Genomic DNA, 17,526 nt, shown 5'->3' with positions numbered 1-17,526 from the left:
CCTTCTGTCTGCTTTGAGTTTCGACTGCCGAAAATGTTCCGACCATCGATGCTTTGACGATTGTGCGCTGCAACAAATCGAAATGCAACATAACCTAAGAGTATAAATGCGGCATTCACGAGTAACAAATTATTACGGAAGCGTATTACTTCACGTTTTGTATCACGACTCTAATTTATGTTTATTTCAACTGTAATTAATCTATCAAACTATATTAGTTATAGTTTATTTCAAAATTTGAAATGTCATACAAAACGTCCCATTTTGGGGGAATTATTCTATTTAATCTTCTCTAAATGCGCGATTGAGGCTGTCTGATATTGGCGAGATGATGTAGTCGATCGCCTTGCGAGCCTTATGAACAATGATAACTTCGGCTGGCATTCCCGGATAAAGTTTGACTGACGGATTGGCCGCCAACGACTTTGGCATGATCTCCGCACGCGCCACAAAGTAGGCCGTGTCGGTTTTTTCGTCCATAACCTGGTCCGCCGCGATGTAGCTTATCTTGCCGTCCAGTGGTGTTAATGAACGCTGATTATAGGCTGTCAGACGAATCTGCGCAGGTGATCCCATCGAAACGCTATCAACGTCACGCGGGTTGATTTTCATCTCCACGACCAGAGGCTCATTTTCTGGAACAATGTCCAGCACTGGCTCTCCGGCGGCAATAACGCCGCCCGGCGTCCTCAGGCGGATATTGGCGATGACACCGGCCTGCGGCGACTTGATTTCAATACGGCGCATCACATCCTTCGCCGCGACAATCCGCTCTTCCGTGTCCGCCAGATCGGTCTGATTGGTTGTGATTTCACCCGCGATCTCCGATTGCAGATCGCTTTCGATCCCAATCAGTGCGAATTCTGCGCCAGCTTTTGCCTGTTCGGCTTTGGCTTTGTCGCCAGCATGCTCGCCACGGTTTCCGGCCAGTTCGCTCAGTTTTGTGTCGATTTCTGTCAACTTGGATTTCTGGGCAAAGCCCTTTGCAACCAGGCTGGCGATTGCAGTGCGTTGTTCCGTGATGAGTTCGATCTGCCTGTCGGTCGCAGCGATCTGCGAGGCCGATGATTTTGCCTGTTCCGTATATTGTTCAATGGTCTTTTTCTGAACATCGGTGCGGCTGATCTTTTGCGCTGAGCGCTTCTGGAAGAAGATGCGCTCAGCCTTCACCGCGTTCTGCGCCGCGACGTCTTCCGGACCACCGAAATTCTCCGGAAAGGTAATCTCTGGCTCGCCCGCCTGCTCAGCCCGCAATCGCGCAAGCTTGGCTATGAGACCGACACGCCGGGACTGCAAGGACTGCAATTCGGAACGGGCCTTTGTATCATCGAGCCGGACCAATGGTTGGCCAACCTTTACTTCGTCGCCTTCCTGCACGAGCAGACGATCCAATATGCCCCCTTCCAGATGACTGATGGTCTTCCGCTTCGAATCGACAATCACGGTTCCTAGGGCAACCGCAGCGCTTCCAAGCTCAGCCGAATAGGCCCAGCCAAAGAACCCACCGAACGCGACTACGATGGTCATAACCCCGGCTATGATAAGTCGGCGCAAAGGCGACTTTGCATCCTCATTTTCCAGATCAACAACCCATTCGGGACGCACAGCTCCAAATTTGGTCAATGCGTGCGTTTCACCAGCTTTTTCACGGGGAGCCAGAAGTTGACTAACACGCTTGGGGACTATCGATTTGCCGGTCATGCGCCTGCTCCTGCCGTACCCATTTTCGGACCAGTGGGTGTTATGGAAGCCACCACATCAGTACGCGGCCCAAACTGTGTGATTCGACCGTTTTCAAGCACCAGCAGCTTGTCCGCTACCTGCATGATGGTTGGCCTGTGGGCGATCATGATGACAATAGCGCCGTCATCCCGCGCTTGTTCGATGGCACGCATCAAAGCTCGCTCGCCAACGGCATCAAGGTTCGAATTTGGTTCATCCAGCACGATGAGGCGAGGGCGATTATAGAGGCAGCGGGCGAGGCCGATGCGCTGCCGCTGACCGCCGGAAAGGGTCAGGCGGCCATCGCCAACAGGCGTGTCATAGCCAAGTGGCAGACGGCCAATCATCTCGTGCACGTCAGCGAGGCGGGCCGCTTCCAGAACGCGATGCGGATCACTGTCGCCCATACGCGCGATGTTGTCCTTGATGGTGCCATCGAGCAGCGCCACCGATTGGGGAAGATAGCCAGCTATCTCGCCAAAGGAGCCGCGCTCCCAAAGATAGACATTGTTGCCATCCAGAAAAACGCCGCCGGAAGTTGGCTTGACGATACCAATCATCAGCCGGGCCAAGGTCGATTTACCCGCTGCGGACGGACCCACAATCCCGAGAACTTCACCGGGAGAAAGAGAAAATGAGATGCCCTTGATAATCGGCATTTCAACACCCGGAGCCGCGTAAACGAGCTTGTCGATGATCAGATCACCTTGGGGTCTTGGCGTTGGCATCGTCTGACGCACCGCAAGATTCTGCGCCAGCAACGACTGTATGCGCTGCCAGTTGCCGATGGCGTTTACCCACTGACGCCACGTATCCACAACATGATCAAAAGGCATGAGAAGGCGGCCAATAATAATCGTCGTAGCGATCATGGCACCACCCGTGATTTCCTGCTGCATGGCCAATAATGTACCGGCACCCAGCCCGCCGATCTGAATCATGAAGCGCAGCGTACGGGCGATCGTTGCCATGCCGCGACTGCGGGTTCCGCCAATATCAAGCAGGTCCAGCGCATTCATCTGGGTTGACCGCCAGCGTCTTGCCAGCGCCGGCAGCATGCCCATAGCCTCGATTACTTCCGCATGGCGCAAGGTGCTGCCGATCTTGGAGATGGCTTCAATATTTGCCTGATTCGCATCCTTCAGCAGGCTTCGCGTCATAATATCCGTGATAACACCGCAGATCACGAGCACGACCACCGAAACCACACCGATGATCCCGAAAACCGGGTGCAACAGAAAAAGCACGGTTAAATAAATCGGCGACCAGGCCGCATCAAGCGGCGCACTCACAGCTGTCGACGTCAGGAATGTACGCAGTTCTGTCAGATCGCGCAGTGCCTGTGTCGCCCTCGGCAACCCTTGATCGACGGATGCCTGAACCGCCGCCGTAAGAATTGGCAAGTTAAGGCGGCGCACCAGCGCACTGCCCATAGCCTGAAATGACAGAGCCCGAATAAACTCAAGAATGCCAAAAACGATCAACGCGCCAACCGCCAGAATGCTCAACATTATGAGCGTATCAGTGCTCCGGCTGTTCAAAACTCTATCGTGTACCTGCAACATATAAAGCGGTACAGTAAGTTGCAGAAGATTGATGCAAGCACTTAATAAAACGGCATAAAGCAGGCCTGACAGGAACACCCGGCGCGCTCGCAAAATAAGAGCTTGAGGCCCCGGAACTGCGGACGTCATCGTATTTTTTCCAATATTGCTCTTGCCATTTGCATTGTTTTGACGAGTATCTGTCATCTATAATCTGCCTTGGAAATGCCACAGCTGCCGGTTAGCCCGTTTGACCTTGGTCTAAGGAAACAGACTAGTAAAGTAATACCGTGCAGAATGTGACAGAAAAAAGTTTATATGGTGGGGAAAAAAGCAAAGGAGACTGAGAATATACTTGTAACTTACTTCAAATTTTGAAGTAAAATTGATGATGGAGACCAAGATGATACAAAAACTTCTACACGAAGGAGTGGAAGTCGAAACATCTATTGACGGCTACGATGCCGCCGATTTTCCTGAGATTACTGCTGAAAAACAGGGACATAGACATCCAATTCATACCGTTGTGGTCACACATTTTGAGCTGGCCAGAATGATTGAGAGAGTAAATCGTCGGTTCGCAAGCCTGCTGAGGTCCGAATTGACGAAGTTGGGAATTGAAGACGTTGGCCCAGCCCAGGCAATGGTTCTCCTGGCAATTGGCGACGTCGAACTTTCCGTTGGAGAGCTTTTGGACCGGGGACATTATATCGGATCCAACATCTCTTATTATCTGAAGCAGCTCGGCGATGGCGGTTACATCGACAGGGTTGCATCCCAGCGCGACAAGCGATCCGCAAGGATTCGTTTGACGGAAAAAGGCGAACAGCTTTGTTCCAATCTGCGTAACGCTGGCGGGGCTTACAACCGCGTACTTGCCAGGGATGATGACGATCTTCGCAATCTGGAAATCGCATTCCAGACATTACACAGGCTCGAACTGGTTTGGGGAAATGCCGCTCGTTACGGCATCTGACCCTCTGTCGATTCGCGTTCTGACGTCTGGAAAGGACTGACATGCATGTGGCTTTCGTTCACAGGCGCGGACTAGGTCAGTTCGCGGCCCTGGCCGAACATCTTGCAACCAGCGGGCATGATGTCAGTCTTATCTGTGAAACAGTGGACCGTCGCCTCCCATCGGTCCGCGTGATCAGACACAGAATGGAACCTGGCCCTCGGGCGGATAGCCAGATGGCCAGGTATCTAGGCATTCCCGACCACCATGTGCGGATCGGGCATCGCGTGGCAGAAACGTTTGATTCGATGGCCCGCCAGGGTGAACGCCCTGACATTGTCATTGGCCATATTGGTTGGGGCAGCATGATGTTCGTCAAGGACGTCCTGCCAAACATTCCCGCACTGGGCTATTGTGAATTTTTCTATCGGGCCGAAGGTGCCGATGTCGGGTTTGCTCCGGATGACAAGCCGGACGCAGAGACGCGCAAAAGATTAAGGCTGCGCAATATTGCGCAGTTAGTTTCGCTGGAAGCTATTGATGGAGGCATCAGTCCTACTTTCTGGCAAAAGAGCCTTTATCCAGCCGCGGCGCAAAAACGCATCGCAGTTTGCCATGAAGGCGTTGATACCCAACTTTTCCGTCCCGACCAGCGTGCATCGCTGAAATTACCTGATGGGCGCATCATCAAAACAGGCGATCCGGTAATCACGTTTGTTGCCCGCGATCTGGAGCCCTATCGTGGTTTTCCGCAGGCGCTTGAAGCAGCGGCAAAGGTGATCCAGAAGAACAATGACGCCTTGTTCGTCTTTGTTGGCGCAGACGGCGTGAGTTACGGCACACCGCCTCCGGGAGGTGGTTCGTGGAAGGATGCGCTTCTCTCCAAATATAATTTACCGGCCGACAGGATTTTGTTTCCGGGCGCAATTTCGCACGATCTTCTCCGTCAGCTGTATCAGATTTCGACGGCCCACATCTATCTGACCTACCCGTTCGTACTGTCCTGGTCTGTCATTGAAGCAATGGCATGCGGTGCGCTGATCATCGGCTCCGATACGCAACCCGTGCAGGAAGTGATCCGATCAGGTCAGAATGGCCTGCTCGTTCCTTTCTACGACACGGATGCGCTTGCCAGCACCATCCTGCGTGTGCTTGCCACGCCGAATGATTTTATGCCGTTGCGCGCTGCAGCACGCCGAACAATCGAGTCCCGCTTTCGCTTGACCGACTGCCTCGCTCGACAAAAAAACCTCATTGATACGGTTTTGCGAACGGCTTGAAGGCGCGGTTTGTGTCTCCTGATTTCATTGGATTTCGCTTTTAACGTTTATCCAACCCCAGATACGGCATGGGTTTTTTGCGCTGCACACAAAGTATAACTAAACTATTTCGAATTTTGAAACAAATCAAACCCATATCTGTATTATAATTTACTATAGATCGAACGCATATTCTGTTGACATTACTCTATTGATATTTTCTCATAAAGGGAGACGCAGTTCGCAGCTGCACAATCGACCAACTACACTGGATGTCTATTTTGAACACATCACTGCCCACAGCCGTTGATCGACAGCCTCGCCGAAGCCGTTACGCGATCGCTTCCACCCATGATCAACCGCTGCTCGAATCTTCTCCCTTGGCCGAGTTCATTGTTTTCGTTGAGCCGGAATCGGATCAGGTGCGCCTCCTCAACGCCTTCCCGCTGATCGGCGTGGCCGCTTCGGATACCGGGGCGACGGAGTTACAGAGCGCTTTGAAGCGAATTTACCGGTTCAAGACTTTGCCGGAAGTGCCGATTGTCCGGCTTGATCCTTCAACGATCGCCACGGAAGCAGCACTCATAGCCCAGGTGCTTGAAAGCGGGATCGACCGTCTTACCAATCACGTGACAAAGGTGCACACCGAACTCGTCATGTTGCGCCGGGAAAGAGAAACACTGTTCGAGAATTACCGCGCTATCGAGAATGCCTTTCATGCGCGCAACTGGGATTCCGTGACCGAAATTTTCAGCCACACGCCAAGCATCGATCCAAAGGATGAGGGTTTCGCAAATCTTTTGCGTGAATCAGAGATCGAGCAGCTTTTCCCGGTGTCGAGCTACGCTGTATCAGGCTTTGCCCTGCATTTCCGCGGCCTTCCATCAGGCCGGTCTGGCCAATTGATCGTCACCCTCGACTACGTGGAAAATGGCGAAGGCGTTGCTGAATGGCTCGTTCCCTATAGCAGCGTCGCCGCTGACTGGAATTTCTTCTCGCTGCCAAAGGCCTGCGATGGTGGCCATCGCACCTTGCGGCTGAGAGTATCTGCGACCGGCGGTGTACCGCCCGAGCTTTCCCTCGGCAATGTCATCACCAATGAGCGTTATGCTGCAAGAGCGCGCATACCCCATGCGGATCTCGATATGCGGCCGCTTGCCTTCCGCGTCTTTACTGGTCTGCCGGGCGTGCGTCCTACATCCTTGCCGAATGTCTTTGTGCCTACCTCCCTGATTGCGGGACGGCGCGTGGAAGATTATCGCCTGCCAGTGGAACTGCTTCGCGGCGTTACCAATGTTTCAGTGAGCACTATTGTGCCGGATTTCCCCACAGTACGTTTCCTGGAACACGAAGATGCGATCGTGTGCCATCCTCTTGCCGAGGGCATTACGGCTGGTGCGATCCGCCGGGTCATATCACCGGGCACGGTACGTATTTCGGCGCGCGCACTCATTGATCATCCGGAAGGCCAGCCCGGCGCGGTCGGCTTCCTGCTGACAAGCTTGTCGGCCGACATCAAGGGAGAGATAGCAGCTCTCGGACGCCCGGGCGAAAAGCGCCCCACGGCACTTTTCAGCGGCTGGACCGAGATCACCGCAATGCAGCCAGCCGATATCAATTTCATGCTGGATACAGCAACCACCCGGGCCATGGACCTCGTTGTTCTTAGCAAGGCGACTGCGGGTTCGGTCGATTTCTCTTGGCTGAAGGTATTCAACTTCCGGCTCGTCAAGCATATCGAGGCCCGTCCGGTCCAGGAGATGGCCAATGCCCGATAAATCTCAGGACCTGATTGCCATTGCAATGCCACTCTACGGCCATGCAGCACTCGTTCCTGAGGCGCTCGAATCTGCACTGGCATCCGTAACAAAATTCCGCATTGCCATTATCGTATCGGTAGATGGTGACCCCCGCCATGAAGTGTTTGACCAGCTCGCACTTTATGCAGCAGCCCACCCCGAAATTCACGTGATCTTTGGGGAAAATGCGGGGCCTGGCGGCGCGCGCAACCGGGCGATTGATTATATTCTTGAAGAACTACCAGAAGCAAAGGCAGTATATTTTCTGGACGCAGACAACCGAGTTCAACCATATACTGTGGATACACTTTACCGCCGTCTTGCTGCAAGTGATGCGGGCTGGATTTATACAAACATCGATACATTCTCGGTCAACTGGCGCGCCCACTATGGCGACAGCTATTCGCGTCTCATTCATTGTATCACGGACAATATCTGCGATACGGGATCGATGATTTCGCTGGATGTTTTCAAAAGCGGCATCCGTTTTGATGACGACCGCCAGAATGGCTTTGAGGACTGGGAATTCTGGCTCTCGGCTATTGAAGCAGGCTTTGTTGGCCAGCCATGCCATGATACCGGTTTTGAGTATCGCCTGAGAGCCGAAAGCCGCTTCAAGGAAGCAAATCGCGACCGGTCCGCATCCATCAATTTCCTGCGCAAGCGACACAAGGTTCTGTTTCGGCGTCCGACCTTGGTTGGTTTCGAACATGAAGAATGTCCGCGTTATGCGCTCATTCGTACGGGAGAGGGGACACTCAGCACCTTCAGCGATCCCACGCAAAAGCCGGGTGAGGTCGCATTTGACGACGCGATCCGCGCTTTTTGGGGAAGCGTCGGCGAGCCCGACAATTTCCACTTTCCGCCCTTCGTTGCGGCCTGCAGCAGCGAGACATTAAAGCTGCTCACGCGCTCGCGGCTTCTGCCAAATATTCTTTGCCATCTCGAACGGCTTGCGGAAAAGACCAACATTGTCTTTGTTGAACTTGGTAATGTGGATTCAGAGCGGCGCATCGATTCCGAAATCATGCCCTCGGGCACCCATCAGGGTCCGGCTGATCTGATCTTCGTTTCAACGAAACTCATCCAGAACGTCATTGATAATGACGCGCTCGACTGGTTCTCGTCCATTGGCAGCCAGCAATTATGGCCCACCTCATCGCGGGTGAAAATTCGCTTCCCGTTTCCAAAGGCGCGGCAACGCCGCTCGCTGGCGCGGCCCGAACAGGCGCTGCTCAATCTTGTTACCGCTATTGCGACCAGCCCGCTCAAACAAACGGCTTCGACACGCTGGACATGGCGTCCACGCCGCTTGCCTGCCCTGTCAGAAATGTATCAGGTCTTGCGCAAGGAACTTGGCGGATCGCCGGTCCTGCCGCTCGCCCATAATGCTGGCAAGCGAAAGACAGCTGCGGTGCTGGTTCCCAACGCCTCCTTTGGTGGCGCTGAAAAAGTTGCCTATGCCGCAGGACGCGAGCTGAAACAGGATGGTTTCGAGACCCACCTTTTTGTACTTGGTTCAAGCCGGATGGATGTGCTTGATGAGTTCGATCAGGCTTTCGATTATGTGCATTTCTGGAAAGACGGCATACCGGCCTGGGGTGATACCAACCGCTTCCTTGGACAGGATTTCATCACCGAGGATCATCCTCTCGATTGGGAAGGGTTACGCGGACAGCTGTCCGGGTTTGACCTGATCGTCAATAACCACGTCATGGCCGCCCATCCGCTGATGGGGAAACTCCGGTCGGAGGGCACGCGCACAGCCTGTTATCTTCATGTGGTGGATGAGACGGTGTTCCGTCGCCGCGCCGGCCAGCCCTATGCCGCCATCGCGTTTGAACATGCCTATGACGCATTCCTGACCTGCTCCGAACAGCTGAAAACTTATCTGCACAGCTTCGGCGTGCCATTCGAGAAGATATTCGCTGTACCGAACGCGGCCAGTTTTTCAATCGATACAAAATTGCGCACGCAGGTCACCGCTGCGCGTAAAACGCAGCAGCCGGATGAGCCGCTTCGTATTCTCTACATGGGACGACTGGACCGTCAAAAGGGAATTGACCGGCTGTATGACGCCATCTTCAAACTGCGCGAACGCGGTATTGCCTTTGAAGCACAGGCCATTGGTGGCGAGATTCTATCCGATGATCCAAGTTCCTCCTGGATGGCGAGGCTCAAAGATGCCGGTGTCAAGGTTTCACCGCCGGTTTTCAGCGGCAAGGACATCGCGACCCATCTCGCTTGGGCAGATGTGTTGTTGATGCCATCCCGATGGGAAGGTGCGCCTTTGATGATTGCCGAAGCACAACAGCTCGGTTGCGTACCTGTCGCAACGGCTGTCGGCGCTGTCGATGAACTGATCGTCCACGGACATGATGGCATTCTCATCAAGAATGCCAATGACGCCCAGATCGTCTCTGATATCGCGCGGCTGCTCACCATTCTCGCGCAGGATCGCGGAGCCCTTGCCCGCACCGCCGAGGGTTCACTCGCCAGTGCAGCCCGACGTTCCTGGACCTCGTCTTTTGCCAGCTTCATTGCCTGGTGCAACACAATCGAACCCGCAATTCCAGGTGAACGGAATGCGACCACGCCCGAAATCACAGAGGAATTCAATGTAACCGCCGAGCTTCCGGGCCGGGCAGTCGCATGATGATCAGCAGAAAGGTTTTGTGAACCCCATGAGCCCCAGAATTCTCCTTACCGGCATCCCCGGCCACATGACACGCCTCATTCAGAGAGCCGAAGATTCCCGTGTCTTTTACTCGGAGAAACAACCGCAGCCGGAAGACAAGGAAGCTTACCTGCGCGAACTCAAGAATATCAGCAATACGGGGAACTACCTGATCGGGGAGGGTGCATTGCGCGCGCTGTCCCCTGATGCCACCCATATTCCATTCTGGCACCTCTACAACGCCGTCAACAACGGTACGGGTCTGGATGCCATCAACAAGCAATTCGACATCTGTGTCTTCACCTGCGCCAATCTTCTGCGCAAGAGCCTGTCCGCCGACGCGGAAGCGCAAGTGCTGTCCAAGCTGGATATGCCTGTGGTCATGCTGGGCATCGGCATTCAGAACCGGCCAGACCTCGAAGAGTCATTACCCGAGGGCACCCAGCGTCTGCTGCAGGTCCTGAAAGAAAAAGAGCATTACTTCCTGACACGCGGCGATGAAACGGCCGCGTATCTGAAAGATCAGGGGTTCTCATTCGTGAGACCGGTTGGCTGCCCGTCAATGTATTTCATGCCAGCCAATGTGCGCAAAGCCATTCGCCGCTTGCCTGATGTGAAAGTGGGTGAAGGGCGGACGGTGTTTACAGGCTATATGGGCGCTGCGCTTGATACAATTGGTGACATGAATGCGCTTTCGTCCGACGATGGACGTTCGGCCTATGTCATTCAGGACGAGCCCCTGCATTTTGATATGCAGATTGAACCGAACGAGGATGGCCGCGTCTACGATTCCACCTCGGGTGAGATGATCGGTGACCTGACATTCAAGGGCTCCGAAGAGCTGAAAAAGAAGATCAAGGTTCACACATTTTTCGACACGAACCAGTGGCGTGCCTGGACATCGTCCATGGACTTCTCCTTTGGCCGGCGGTTCCACGGCAATGTCATTGCGCTTCAGGCTGGCGTGCCAAGCCTGATTGTCGCTGTCGACGACCGGATGCGCGAAATGCTGAACTTTTCCGGGTTGCCGAAAGTCGAGGCCAATGACCTCAATTCTGCAAATGACCGCTCGGCATTCATCTCTGACCATTTGGCCGAGATGAATATTCCGCAGGTCATTGAAAAATACTCTGACCGTGAACGCAGCTTCCGCTCGGTCCTGACCGAGATCGGCATCGGATAACTCCCATATCCGGCGCCTTGGAAGCTCCAACATAAGATGGACGAACATGCGAATAATGATCACAGGCATCCCATCATATCTGATGCGGACCGTCGACAGCGTTTCCGGGGCAACGGTAAAACACCGACCCTATTTCGAGACCATCCGGACAAAAAAGGATGTCATCGATCAGGTTAAGAGGATTGCCAATACGGGCAATTATCTCATCGGCGAAGGCGCTGCCAACAGCGTCCGCGGCCATGACGTTACCTATATTCCGTTCTGGCATCTGGCCAACAGCATTCATTCGCCGGAGACCTATGCAAGGTTGAACGAGAGCTTTGACCTGTGCCTGTTTGCATCGGCCAATCTGCTTCGGCCCGGCTATGCGGCTGCAACGGAATCCCATGTGTTTGAACTTCTCAACATGCCAATCGTCATCATGGGCATTGGCATCCAGAAGAAGGAAAACCTCAAGGCTGAATTGCCCGAGGGTACGCAGCGTTTCCTCAATGTGCTGAAGAAGAAGGAAACGTTCTTCCTGACGCGTGGACATTTTACGGCGGAGTTCCTGAAAGCCGAGGGTATGAAGTATGTGCGTCCGACCGGATGCCCGTCGCTTTATTTCGATCCGGCTCAGATGAAGCGTTCGCTAAGCCGTCTGGCCGATCCGGGGTTGGCTGAATCCCAAAAAATCGCCTTTGGTGGTTATCTTGGCAGCGTTCCCGATACCATCGTCGACGCCCACGCACTCCTGCACAAGGACAGTACGGCAAGCTACGTCATTCAGGACGAAGTAATCGTCTACAACATGAACATGGTCGGTGAAGACACCACGCAAGCCTACGATCAGGCGGCAAGCCGTATCACGGCACCAACTGAGTACAAGCATGCGGAAAAATGGCAGCGTAAGCGCGATTATCTGGTTTTCTTCGATACGCATAAATGGCGCAGCTGGGTATCGGGGCAGGATTTCTGTTTTGGCCGCCGCTTCCACGGTTCAATCATCGGCATGCAGTCGGGCATTCCAGCACTGATGATCGCTGTCGATGACCGTATGCGCGAAATGCTCGATTTCGTCGGCTTCCCACACATCGAGGCATCGGTGTGGAATCGCGAGCCACAAAAGAAGGCGTTTCTACAGGACTTCCTCTCGAAGATCGACGTTCCGGCGGCGATACATCGTTACTCCGAGTGCGAAGCAAATTTCAACGGCGCTTTGAAAGATATCGGCATTCGATAATGAGGCTTTTCACCGGCGTCCAGCATATGGGAGGCATGAAACCATGACATGGCGATTGCAATTGCGTAGGCTTTACGCCGGTGTTTCCTTTGCCGTGGCGATTGCTGTCGCGAGCAGTGTGCTTGCAACGCCATCGCAAGCAACAGAAGACAGCCGATTTGGTGTAAACCGGGTCAACCTTGCCTGGCTTTCCGCACCGGAACGGGAAAAAGTGCTCGACCTCATGGTCAAGAGCGGTGTGGTTGCGGTGCGGTTGTCACTGACCAAGCCGCTCGATCAAAGTATCGACGCAATCCGCGTGGCCCATGAAAAGGGGCTGGCAATTCTTCTTGAAATATCCCTCAACAATGCGGCCTTCTACCCTCAAGGTACAAAGCCGCGTTCCGGACTTGGCCGGATATGGGATATGTACCGGCTTTCCGATATTTCGCAGGATCAGTTCCGGTCTGTGGTGGGTGATGCCTTGCGCAAGATAGATGCGCTTAAAATTCCTCTTGTCGCAGTTGAACCCGGTAATGAAATCAACTGGGGCGCCTATAATGGCGATCTTGAGGTGAAGACCCAGGCCAAATCGAAGACGGCGCGTACATTGAACGACCTCGATAACTTGACCGTTGTCGAGCAAGGCGCTGCAAAATATGTCCAGCTTGCTGCTGTTGTTCGCGAAGAACTCAAAACCACCAAATTCAGCGCCAATGCCAAGGTTGTCTCGGCGGGACTTTCGGACATTCCGTTTGCTGACGCTGACAGGCGCGGGATCGATAGTGTTGACCTGACGATCTTTACCAATCTCCTGCGCAAGCATGGGTTGGATAAGGTGGTGGATGGCTACGGGATACATATCTATCCGGGCAGCAACGGTACGCCAGAAGCTCGTGATAACCATATCAAGCAGGCGCTGTCGATCTGCCGATCAGAGCCAGATGGCAAACCATGCTGGATCACGGAATGGGGCTTCTCAAATACGTCAACGACGTGCCCCGCCAATGACGGTTCGCGCGAACATCTAGTCGAGACAGCGCGAAACCGGTTCGAGGAACTCATGGGAACGGGCCGCGTGGCAGCGGCCTATTATTTTGATTGGGACGCAAAGGGATATGGAGTCTGGCGTTGCGGAGGGCTTTCTCCTGCAGGCAAGGCAGCAGTGGTGGCACCATGAAATTGAAAACCGTAATCATCGGCGGCTCCAACACCGTCATGTTGCCAGGCTATTTGCCGTCGCTTTTATCAACGATGGCGCGGCGCGGTATCGAGTTTGATGTTGTCGCTGACCTCGCCGTGGGCGGCACCACCAGCGCATTCGGACTTTACCAGCTCAAGATTTACGACCAATTGGCTGATTGCGATCTGCTGCTGATCGAATATGCGCTCAACGATGCTTTCGTTTACGGCGACGAGCGGCGGCCATTCCGTCATTGGGCCAGATTCTATGAGGGGATTATCCGCTACGCTCTGGAGCAAAACCCCAACCTGCGCATTGCAACTCTTGTGTTCGGCGCACGCAACGGTTCTTTCCTCAATGCCGTTCCGTCTATCGATGCGGGTATCAATTACATCTCCCAGTGTTACGGGACCATATGCGTGGACGTATCACGCAATCTTATGCAGCGCTTGGGCCGTGATGTCGTCGGCCACCCCAGCTTCTATTCCGATCAAGGCCATTACGCCCGGCCTGTCGCGACAACCATTGTTGCCAACCTCATCGCCGATGAGTTGGAGCCCGCGTTACAGCGTCCGGTCAAGGCCGCCGCCTTGCCACCGCCCATTGATCCGGAACACTTTGCCGGGGCACGCGCCCTTGATGGCGTCCAGTTGAGCAAAAGGCTTGGCCGGGTTCCAGTCGAATACAGCAATCGGCGATTTTCTATCTCGGCTCTGGATTTGGGCAGCGACCGGTTGCGCTTCGAGGTGGACAAGGGGCAACTTCTGGCAATGGCCTATGTGTGCGAACCGCGCATTCCGCCGCTCGATATCCGTTTGGGTAACGACTTGCATCGGGCGGCTCTGCTCAAGGGCGGCGTGCGTGACGGGACCTACAAGTTCCTGGTTTCCATGCTGAGCTTCGAATTTCTCTACGGCACAACGCTTCTTGATCCTCCGGCAACTCTTGCGCTCACACTTGGCGGCGGCAGTGCTGGAGGCGAGCACAAGCTGCATGTTCCAAAAGATAGTATCCGCCATGAAACGCTTCCGGCTGAACCGGCATTGCCAATCAGCGGCATTCTCTTCACCGGCAATCTGAAGGTCTGCGCTATCGAAAAAGCCACGGATAGCGAAAAGCCAGCACCAGATCTGCCGACACCCCCGGTGAAGTTGGAACCTGTAACAGCGAGCAACTGAATTCCGGCACCGGAACGGGACTATCTTTGTCAAACGGCGTGAACGTGATACCCGTTCAGCACTCATGTGAGAGCGGGAATCATGACTGAAGCCGATATCGTTGCAATTGAAGAATGGCTTGACGCTCAAGGATTGGCTGGAGCCAGCGAAACCGAACTGCTGAACGGTTTTTGTGCGCGCTGTTGCGGCCTCGGTATTACGCTTGAGCGCGCCTTGGCGTTTGTCGATACGCTGCATCCGATTTATGAGGGCAGGGCATTTCACTGGCGCCAGCGTGAGGAAGTTGAAAAGCCCGTCATCGAGTACGGTTCCAGCACCCAGGGGGCGAGCGCGGAAAGCTGGCAGCGAACCACATTCTATCATCTGTTACAGTCAGGTGAAGATTCGCTCCGCCGCCGTATTGGCGAAATGGACGAGCCGGGCTTTGTTCATCTTGAGAACCTCAAGGCTGAAGGACTTACCGATTATCTGGCGCTGATCAACCGCTTTTCAACCCAAGGCAGTATCGGCGAAATGGATTGCTTCTATTCGCAGTGGTCTACCGCCCACACCGATGGGTTCAACGACAGCGACATCGCAACATTGAAGCGTCTCGTGCGTGGCCTCGCCATTGCCATCAAATGCGCCTCGCTGGCGCGGATCGTGCGGACAATTGCCGAGGTCTATCTCGGTCATGATGCAGGTGAACGCGTTCTGGCCGGGCGTATCAATCGCGGTGCCGCCGACCGGATCGAAGCCGTTCTTTGGTATTCGGATTTGCGGGACTATACCCGTATCTCCGATGCTGCTGGACCAGATGCGATCATCCCGATGTTGAATGATTATGCCGATGCGGTGATCTCATCCATACAAGAAGCGGGCGGGGACGTATTGAAGCTGATCGGCGACGGCACATTGGCTATTTTCACCGATGGTGGTTCGCAAACCGCATGTGTGGCGGCCCTGCAGGCGGAAGCGCTGTTGCGCAAGCGGCTTGTTGCTCTCAATGAGCGCCGCACGGCAGAAAAACAGCCTATTACCAACGTCTATCTTGGCGTCCACGTCGGCGAGGTGTTCTTCGGCAATATTGGCAGTGATACGAGGCTGGATTTTACGGTCGTTGGACCTGCCGTGAACGAAGTCAGTCGCATCGCTTCCATGTGCCGTTCGGTCGATCAGGACATACTGATCTCTGACCGCTTTGCCGCGTTCCTACCGGAAGGACTCCGGTCCAAACTGGTTTGTGTCGGACGCTTTGCCCTACGCGGTGTTGGCCGTGCGCAGGAACTCTTTACTCTTGATCCGGTTGAGAGGCACTAAAAAACCCGCAATGCCAAACATTGCGGGTTTCCTCGACTTTCAATAGCGCGTGAAAAAGGCGCTGATTATCCGTTTAAATATCGCTTTGCCAGTTCCGCCATGTCGCGATCTTTCTTTGTCTTGATCGGATGGAACACGCGTGAAAGAAGTTTCAGCGTTGAAAAACTTGGCTTGAGATACGGTGAAAGGGTGGGGAATTGGATGTTCATGATAAATATCCCTTTCTCTTTAAAGTGAATTGAATAGCGGGGTTTTATTCCCAGTTTGAATTTCGCACGGCGGAGAGGCGAGGCGGTAGACCAATCCAACGAGCTGATTGCCTATTTCTCCGGGAAAATCGTGTTGATCTCTGGGCAGAAAAACGGCTCAAAAATTACCATCTGTAGAAATCGACAAAGATCGCCATTTATTGATCTCCGCGTGAACCGAATCCAGCTTTGTCGCGATGCCTTTGACTGCGTCAGACCCTGCGACGTAACGCAGTGGAGGCTCTTTCGACGCTGCCAGCTCAACCAGAGCAGCACCCAGCTTTACCGGATCACCAGCCTGTTGGTAGCTATATCCGTCATATGTCGTGCGCCTCTCATGTAAGGAGGCCGTGTAATCATTGATGGCTTGCCTGCTATAACGGACGGAACTCTCGTCGAGAAAATCCGTATGGAAAAAACCCGGTTCCACGATCGTTACATGGATACCAAACTGGGCAAGTTCCATTGCAAGAGACTCTGAGAACCCTTCAACCGCAAATTTTGTCGAACAATAGATCGATGCACCAGCGAAGCCGACCATGCCACCCATGGACGAGAAGTTGAAAATCCGGCCTGATCTTTCCCAACGCATAACAGGCAGGACAGCGCGGGTCACATGAAACATTCCGAATACATTAGTCGCAAATTGCCGTTCGATATCGGCGGCAGGGTTTTCTTCAAAGTTTCCCAACTGACCATAGCCAGCATTGTTGACCAAAACATCAAGACCGCCGAAATGGGTGACAGCAGCGTCCACCACTAAGTCCGCCTGATCTGGATTGGTGACATCCAGTTCCATGATCAACAGCTGTCCGCTTATACCTTCAAATGCTTTTTGAACCTGTTTACGGTTGCGACCGGTCGCAACCACATTGTGCCCTGCGGCCAAGGCCGCCTTGGCAACTTCCGCACCGATACCCCGGCCAGCACCGGTGATAAACCATGTCTTGCTCATCGTGCATTTCCTTGTGTGCTGAGATTGTGAGGCCTATGACCTCACCAGCACACAATAGGGGAGCAATCGGAGGAACGCGTAGACCGGAACTCCTGATGAATTGCACGATCCTCCAGATTTTTGTGCTGCCCTTGTGGCAGCAATTTAGAAATGTCGCGTTGTATGCAAAGTAGAAATGTCATCCCGAGAGATGCCGAGGTGCGTCGCCGGGCAGGGCGGAGACTTCACCATCGCAGCCCGGACCGGTGACAGTGAATAGAGCCGTGGCAGCTTGCTCCTGTAGTCTGCCTTCTCTTCGTTTCTCAATCCAACTGTCGCGCCGC

General features: G+C 53.9%; 13 protein-coding genes. 9 read left to right on the top strand and 4 right to left on the bottom strand.

Features of this window, described 5'->3' with window-relative positions; translation table 11 throughout:
* Positions 1 to 282 precede the first annotated feature (282 nt).
* Positions 283 to 1,701: an HlyD family type I secretion periplasmic adaptor subunit gene (locus BLU05_RS24390; protein WP_091886180.1), complete on the bottom strand. Its 1,419-nt coding sequence runs from the start codon at positions 1,699 to 1,701 to the stop codon at positions 283 to 285.
* A complete protein-coding gene (locus BLU05_RS24385; RefSeq protein WP_244518535.1) occupies positions 1,698 to 3,416 on the bottom strand; it encodes a type I secretion system permease/ATPase in 1,719 nt (572 codons plus the stop codon). The genes BLU05_RS24390 and BLU05_RS24385 overlap by 4 nt, the downstream gene beginning before the upstream one ends.
* Before the next feature lie 256 nt (positions 3,417 to 3,672).
* On the opposite strand from BLU05_RS24385, the gene BLU05_RS24380 reads away from it, so the two are divergent.
* The 9 genes from BLU05_RS24380 (at position 3,673) to BLU05_RS24340 (ending at position 16,000) form a co-directional block, all read left to right on the top strand.
* Complete coding sequence (locus tag BLU05_RS24380; RefSeq protein WP_091886304.1) at positions 3,673 to 4,242, top strand: MarR family transcriptional regulator; 570 nt, start codon at positions 3,673 to 3,675, stop codon at positions 4,240 to 4,242.
* A 41-nt stretch (positions 4,243 to 4,283) separates the two neighbouring features.
* On the top strand, positions 4,284 to 5,501 hold the full coding sequence (locus tag BLU05_RS24375; RefSeq protein ID WP_091886175.1) for a glycosyltransferase family 4 protein: 1,218 nt from the start codon (positions 4,284 to 4,286) through the stop codon (positions 5,499 to 5,501).
* 251 nt (positions 5,502 to 5,752) lie between these two features.
* Positions 5,753 to 7,258 carry a DUF6212 domain-containing protein gene (locus BLU05_RS24370; RefSeq protein WP_244518534.1) on the top strand — a complete coding sequence of 502 codons (1,506 nt, stop codon included), beginning with the start codon at positions 5,753 to 5,755 and terminating at the stop codon, positions 7,256 to 7,258.
* Positions 7,248 to 9,935 (top strand): glycosyltransferase, encoded by a 2,688-nt coding sequence (locus BLU05_RS24365; protein WP_091886172.1) that lies wholly within the window; start codon positions 7,248 to 7,250, stop codon positions 9,933 to 9,935. The genes BLU05_RS24370 and BLU05_RS24365 overlap by 11 nt, the downstream gene beginning before the upstream one ends.
* Before the next feature lie 28 nt (positions 9,936 to 9,963).
* Positions 9,964 to 11,139: a polysaccharide pyruvyl transferase family protein gene (locus BLU05_RS24360; protein WP_091886169.1), complete on the top strand. Its 1,176-nt coding sequence runs from the start codon at positions 9,964 to 9,966 to the stop codon at positions 11,137 to 11,139.
* A 46-nt stretch (positions 11,140 to 11,185) separates the two neighbouring features.
* A complete protein-coding gene (locus tag BLU05_RS24355; RefSeq protein ID WP_091886166.1) occupies positions 11,186 to 12,361 on the top strand; it encodes a polysaccharide pyruvyl transferase family protein in 1,176 nt (391 codons plus the stop codon).
* A gap of 43 nt (positions 12,362 to 12,404) precedes the next feature.
* Complete coding sequence (locus tag BLU05_RS24350) at positions 12,405 to 13,520, top strand: glycoside hydrolase (RefSeq protein WP_244518532.1); 1,116 nt, start codon at positions 12,405 to 12,407, stop codon at positions 13,518 to 13,520.
* Positions 13,517 to 14,701, top strand: coding sequence for an SGNH/GDSL hydrolase family protein (locus BLU05_RS24345; RefSeq protein WP_244518531.1), 1,185 nt, complete (start codon positions 13,517 to 13,519; stop codon positions 14,699 to 14,701). Before BLU05_RS24350 ends, BLU05_RS24345 begins: the two co-directional genes overlap by 4 nt.
* Positions 14,702 to 14,782: 81 nt before the next feature.
* A complete protein-coding gene (locus tag BLU05_RS24340; RefSeq protein ID WP_091886164.1) occupies positions 14,783 to 16,000 on the top strand; it encodes an adenylate/guanylate cyclase domain-containing protein in 1,218 nt (405 codons plus the stop codon).
* Between the two features lie 65 nt (positions 16,001 to 16,065).
* On the opposite strand, the gene BLU05_RS26345 is transcribed toward BLU05_RS24340, so the two are convergent.
* Both BLU05_RS26345 and BLU05_RS24335 read right to left on the bottom strand, forming a co-directional pair.
* Complete coding sequence (locus BLU05_RS26345; protein ID WP_175540743.1) at positions 16,066 to 16,209, bottom strand: hypothetical protein; 144 nt, start codon at positions 16,207 to 16,209, stop codon at positions 16,066 to 16,068.
* A 157-nt stretch (positions 16,210 to 16,366) separates the two neighbouring features.
* Complete coding sequence (locus tag BLU05_RS24335) at positions 16,367 to 17,203, bottom strand: oxidoreductase (protein ID WP_091886161.1); 837 nt, start codon at positions 17,201 to 17,203, stop codon at positions 16,367 to 16,369.
* Between the last annotated feature and the right edge of the window lie 323 nt (positions 17,204 to 17,526).

The organism is Phyllobacterium sp. OV277, assembly GCF_900104355.1.
Taxonomy (GTDB): Bacteria; Pseudomonadota; Alphaproteobacteria; order Rhizobiales; family Rhizobiaceae; genus Phyllobacterium.
The sequence above is the reverse complement of the archived record's forward strand: the minus strand, read 5'-3'. Positions and strand labels throughout refer to the sequence as shown.

Excerpts from the sequence above, each read along its gene's own strand:
- BLU05_RS26345 (WP_175540743.1), bottom strand. The coding sequence starts at position 16,209 with ATGAACATCCAATTCCCCACCCTTTCACCGTATCTCAAGCCAAGTTTT.
- BLU05_RS24375 (WP_091886175.1), top strand. The coding sequence starts at position 4,284 with ATGCATGTGGCTTTCGTTCACAGGCGCGGACTAGGTCAGTTCGCGGCC.
- BLU05_RS24365 (WP_091886172.1), top strand. The coding sequence starts at position 7,248 with ATGCCCGATAAATCTCAGGACCTGATTGCCATTGCAATGCCACTCTAC.
- BLU05_RS24335 (WP_091886161.1), bottom strand. The coding sequence starts at position 17,203 with ATGAGCAAGACATGGTTTATCACCGGTGCTGGCCGGGGTATCGGTGCG.
- BLU05_RS24355 (WP_091886166.1), top strand. The coding sequence starts at position 11,186 with ATGCGAATAATGATCACAGGCATCCCATCATATCTGATGCGGACCGTC.
- BLU05_RS24385 (WP_244518535.1), bottom strand. The coding sequence starts at position 3,416 with ATGACGTCCGCAGTTCCGGGGCCTCAAGCTCTTATTTTGCGAGCGCGC.
- BLU05_RS24345 (WP_244518531.1), top strand. The coding sequence starts at position 13,517 with ATGAAATTGAAAACCGTAATCATCGGCGGCTCCAACACCGTCATGTTG.
- BLU05_RS24370 (WP_244518534.1), top strand. The coding sequence starts at position 5,753 with ATGTCTATTTTGAACACATCACTGCCCACAGCCGTTGATCGACAGCCT.
- BLU05_RS24390 (WP_091886180.1), bottom strand. The coding sequence starts at position 1,701 with ATGACCGGCAAATCGATAGTCCCCAAGCGTGTTAGTCAACTTCTGGCT.
- BLU05_RS24360 (WP_091886169.1), top strand. The coding sequence starts at position 9,964 with ATGAGCCCCAGAATTCTCCTTACCGGCATCCCCGGCCACATGACACGC.
- BLU05_RS24340 (WP_091886164.1), top strand. The coding sequence starts at position 14,783 with ATGACTGAAGCCGATATCGTTGCAATTGAAGAATGGCTTGACGCTCAA.
- BLU05_RS24350 (WP_244518532.1), top strand. The coding sequence starts at position 12,405 with ATGACATGGCGATTGCAATTGCGTAGGCTTTACGCCGGTGTTTCCTTT.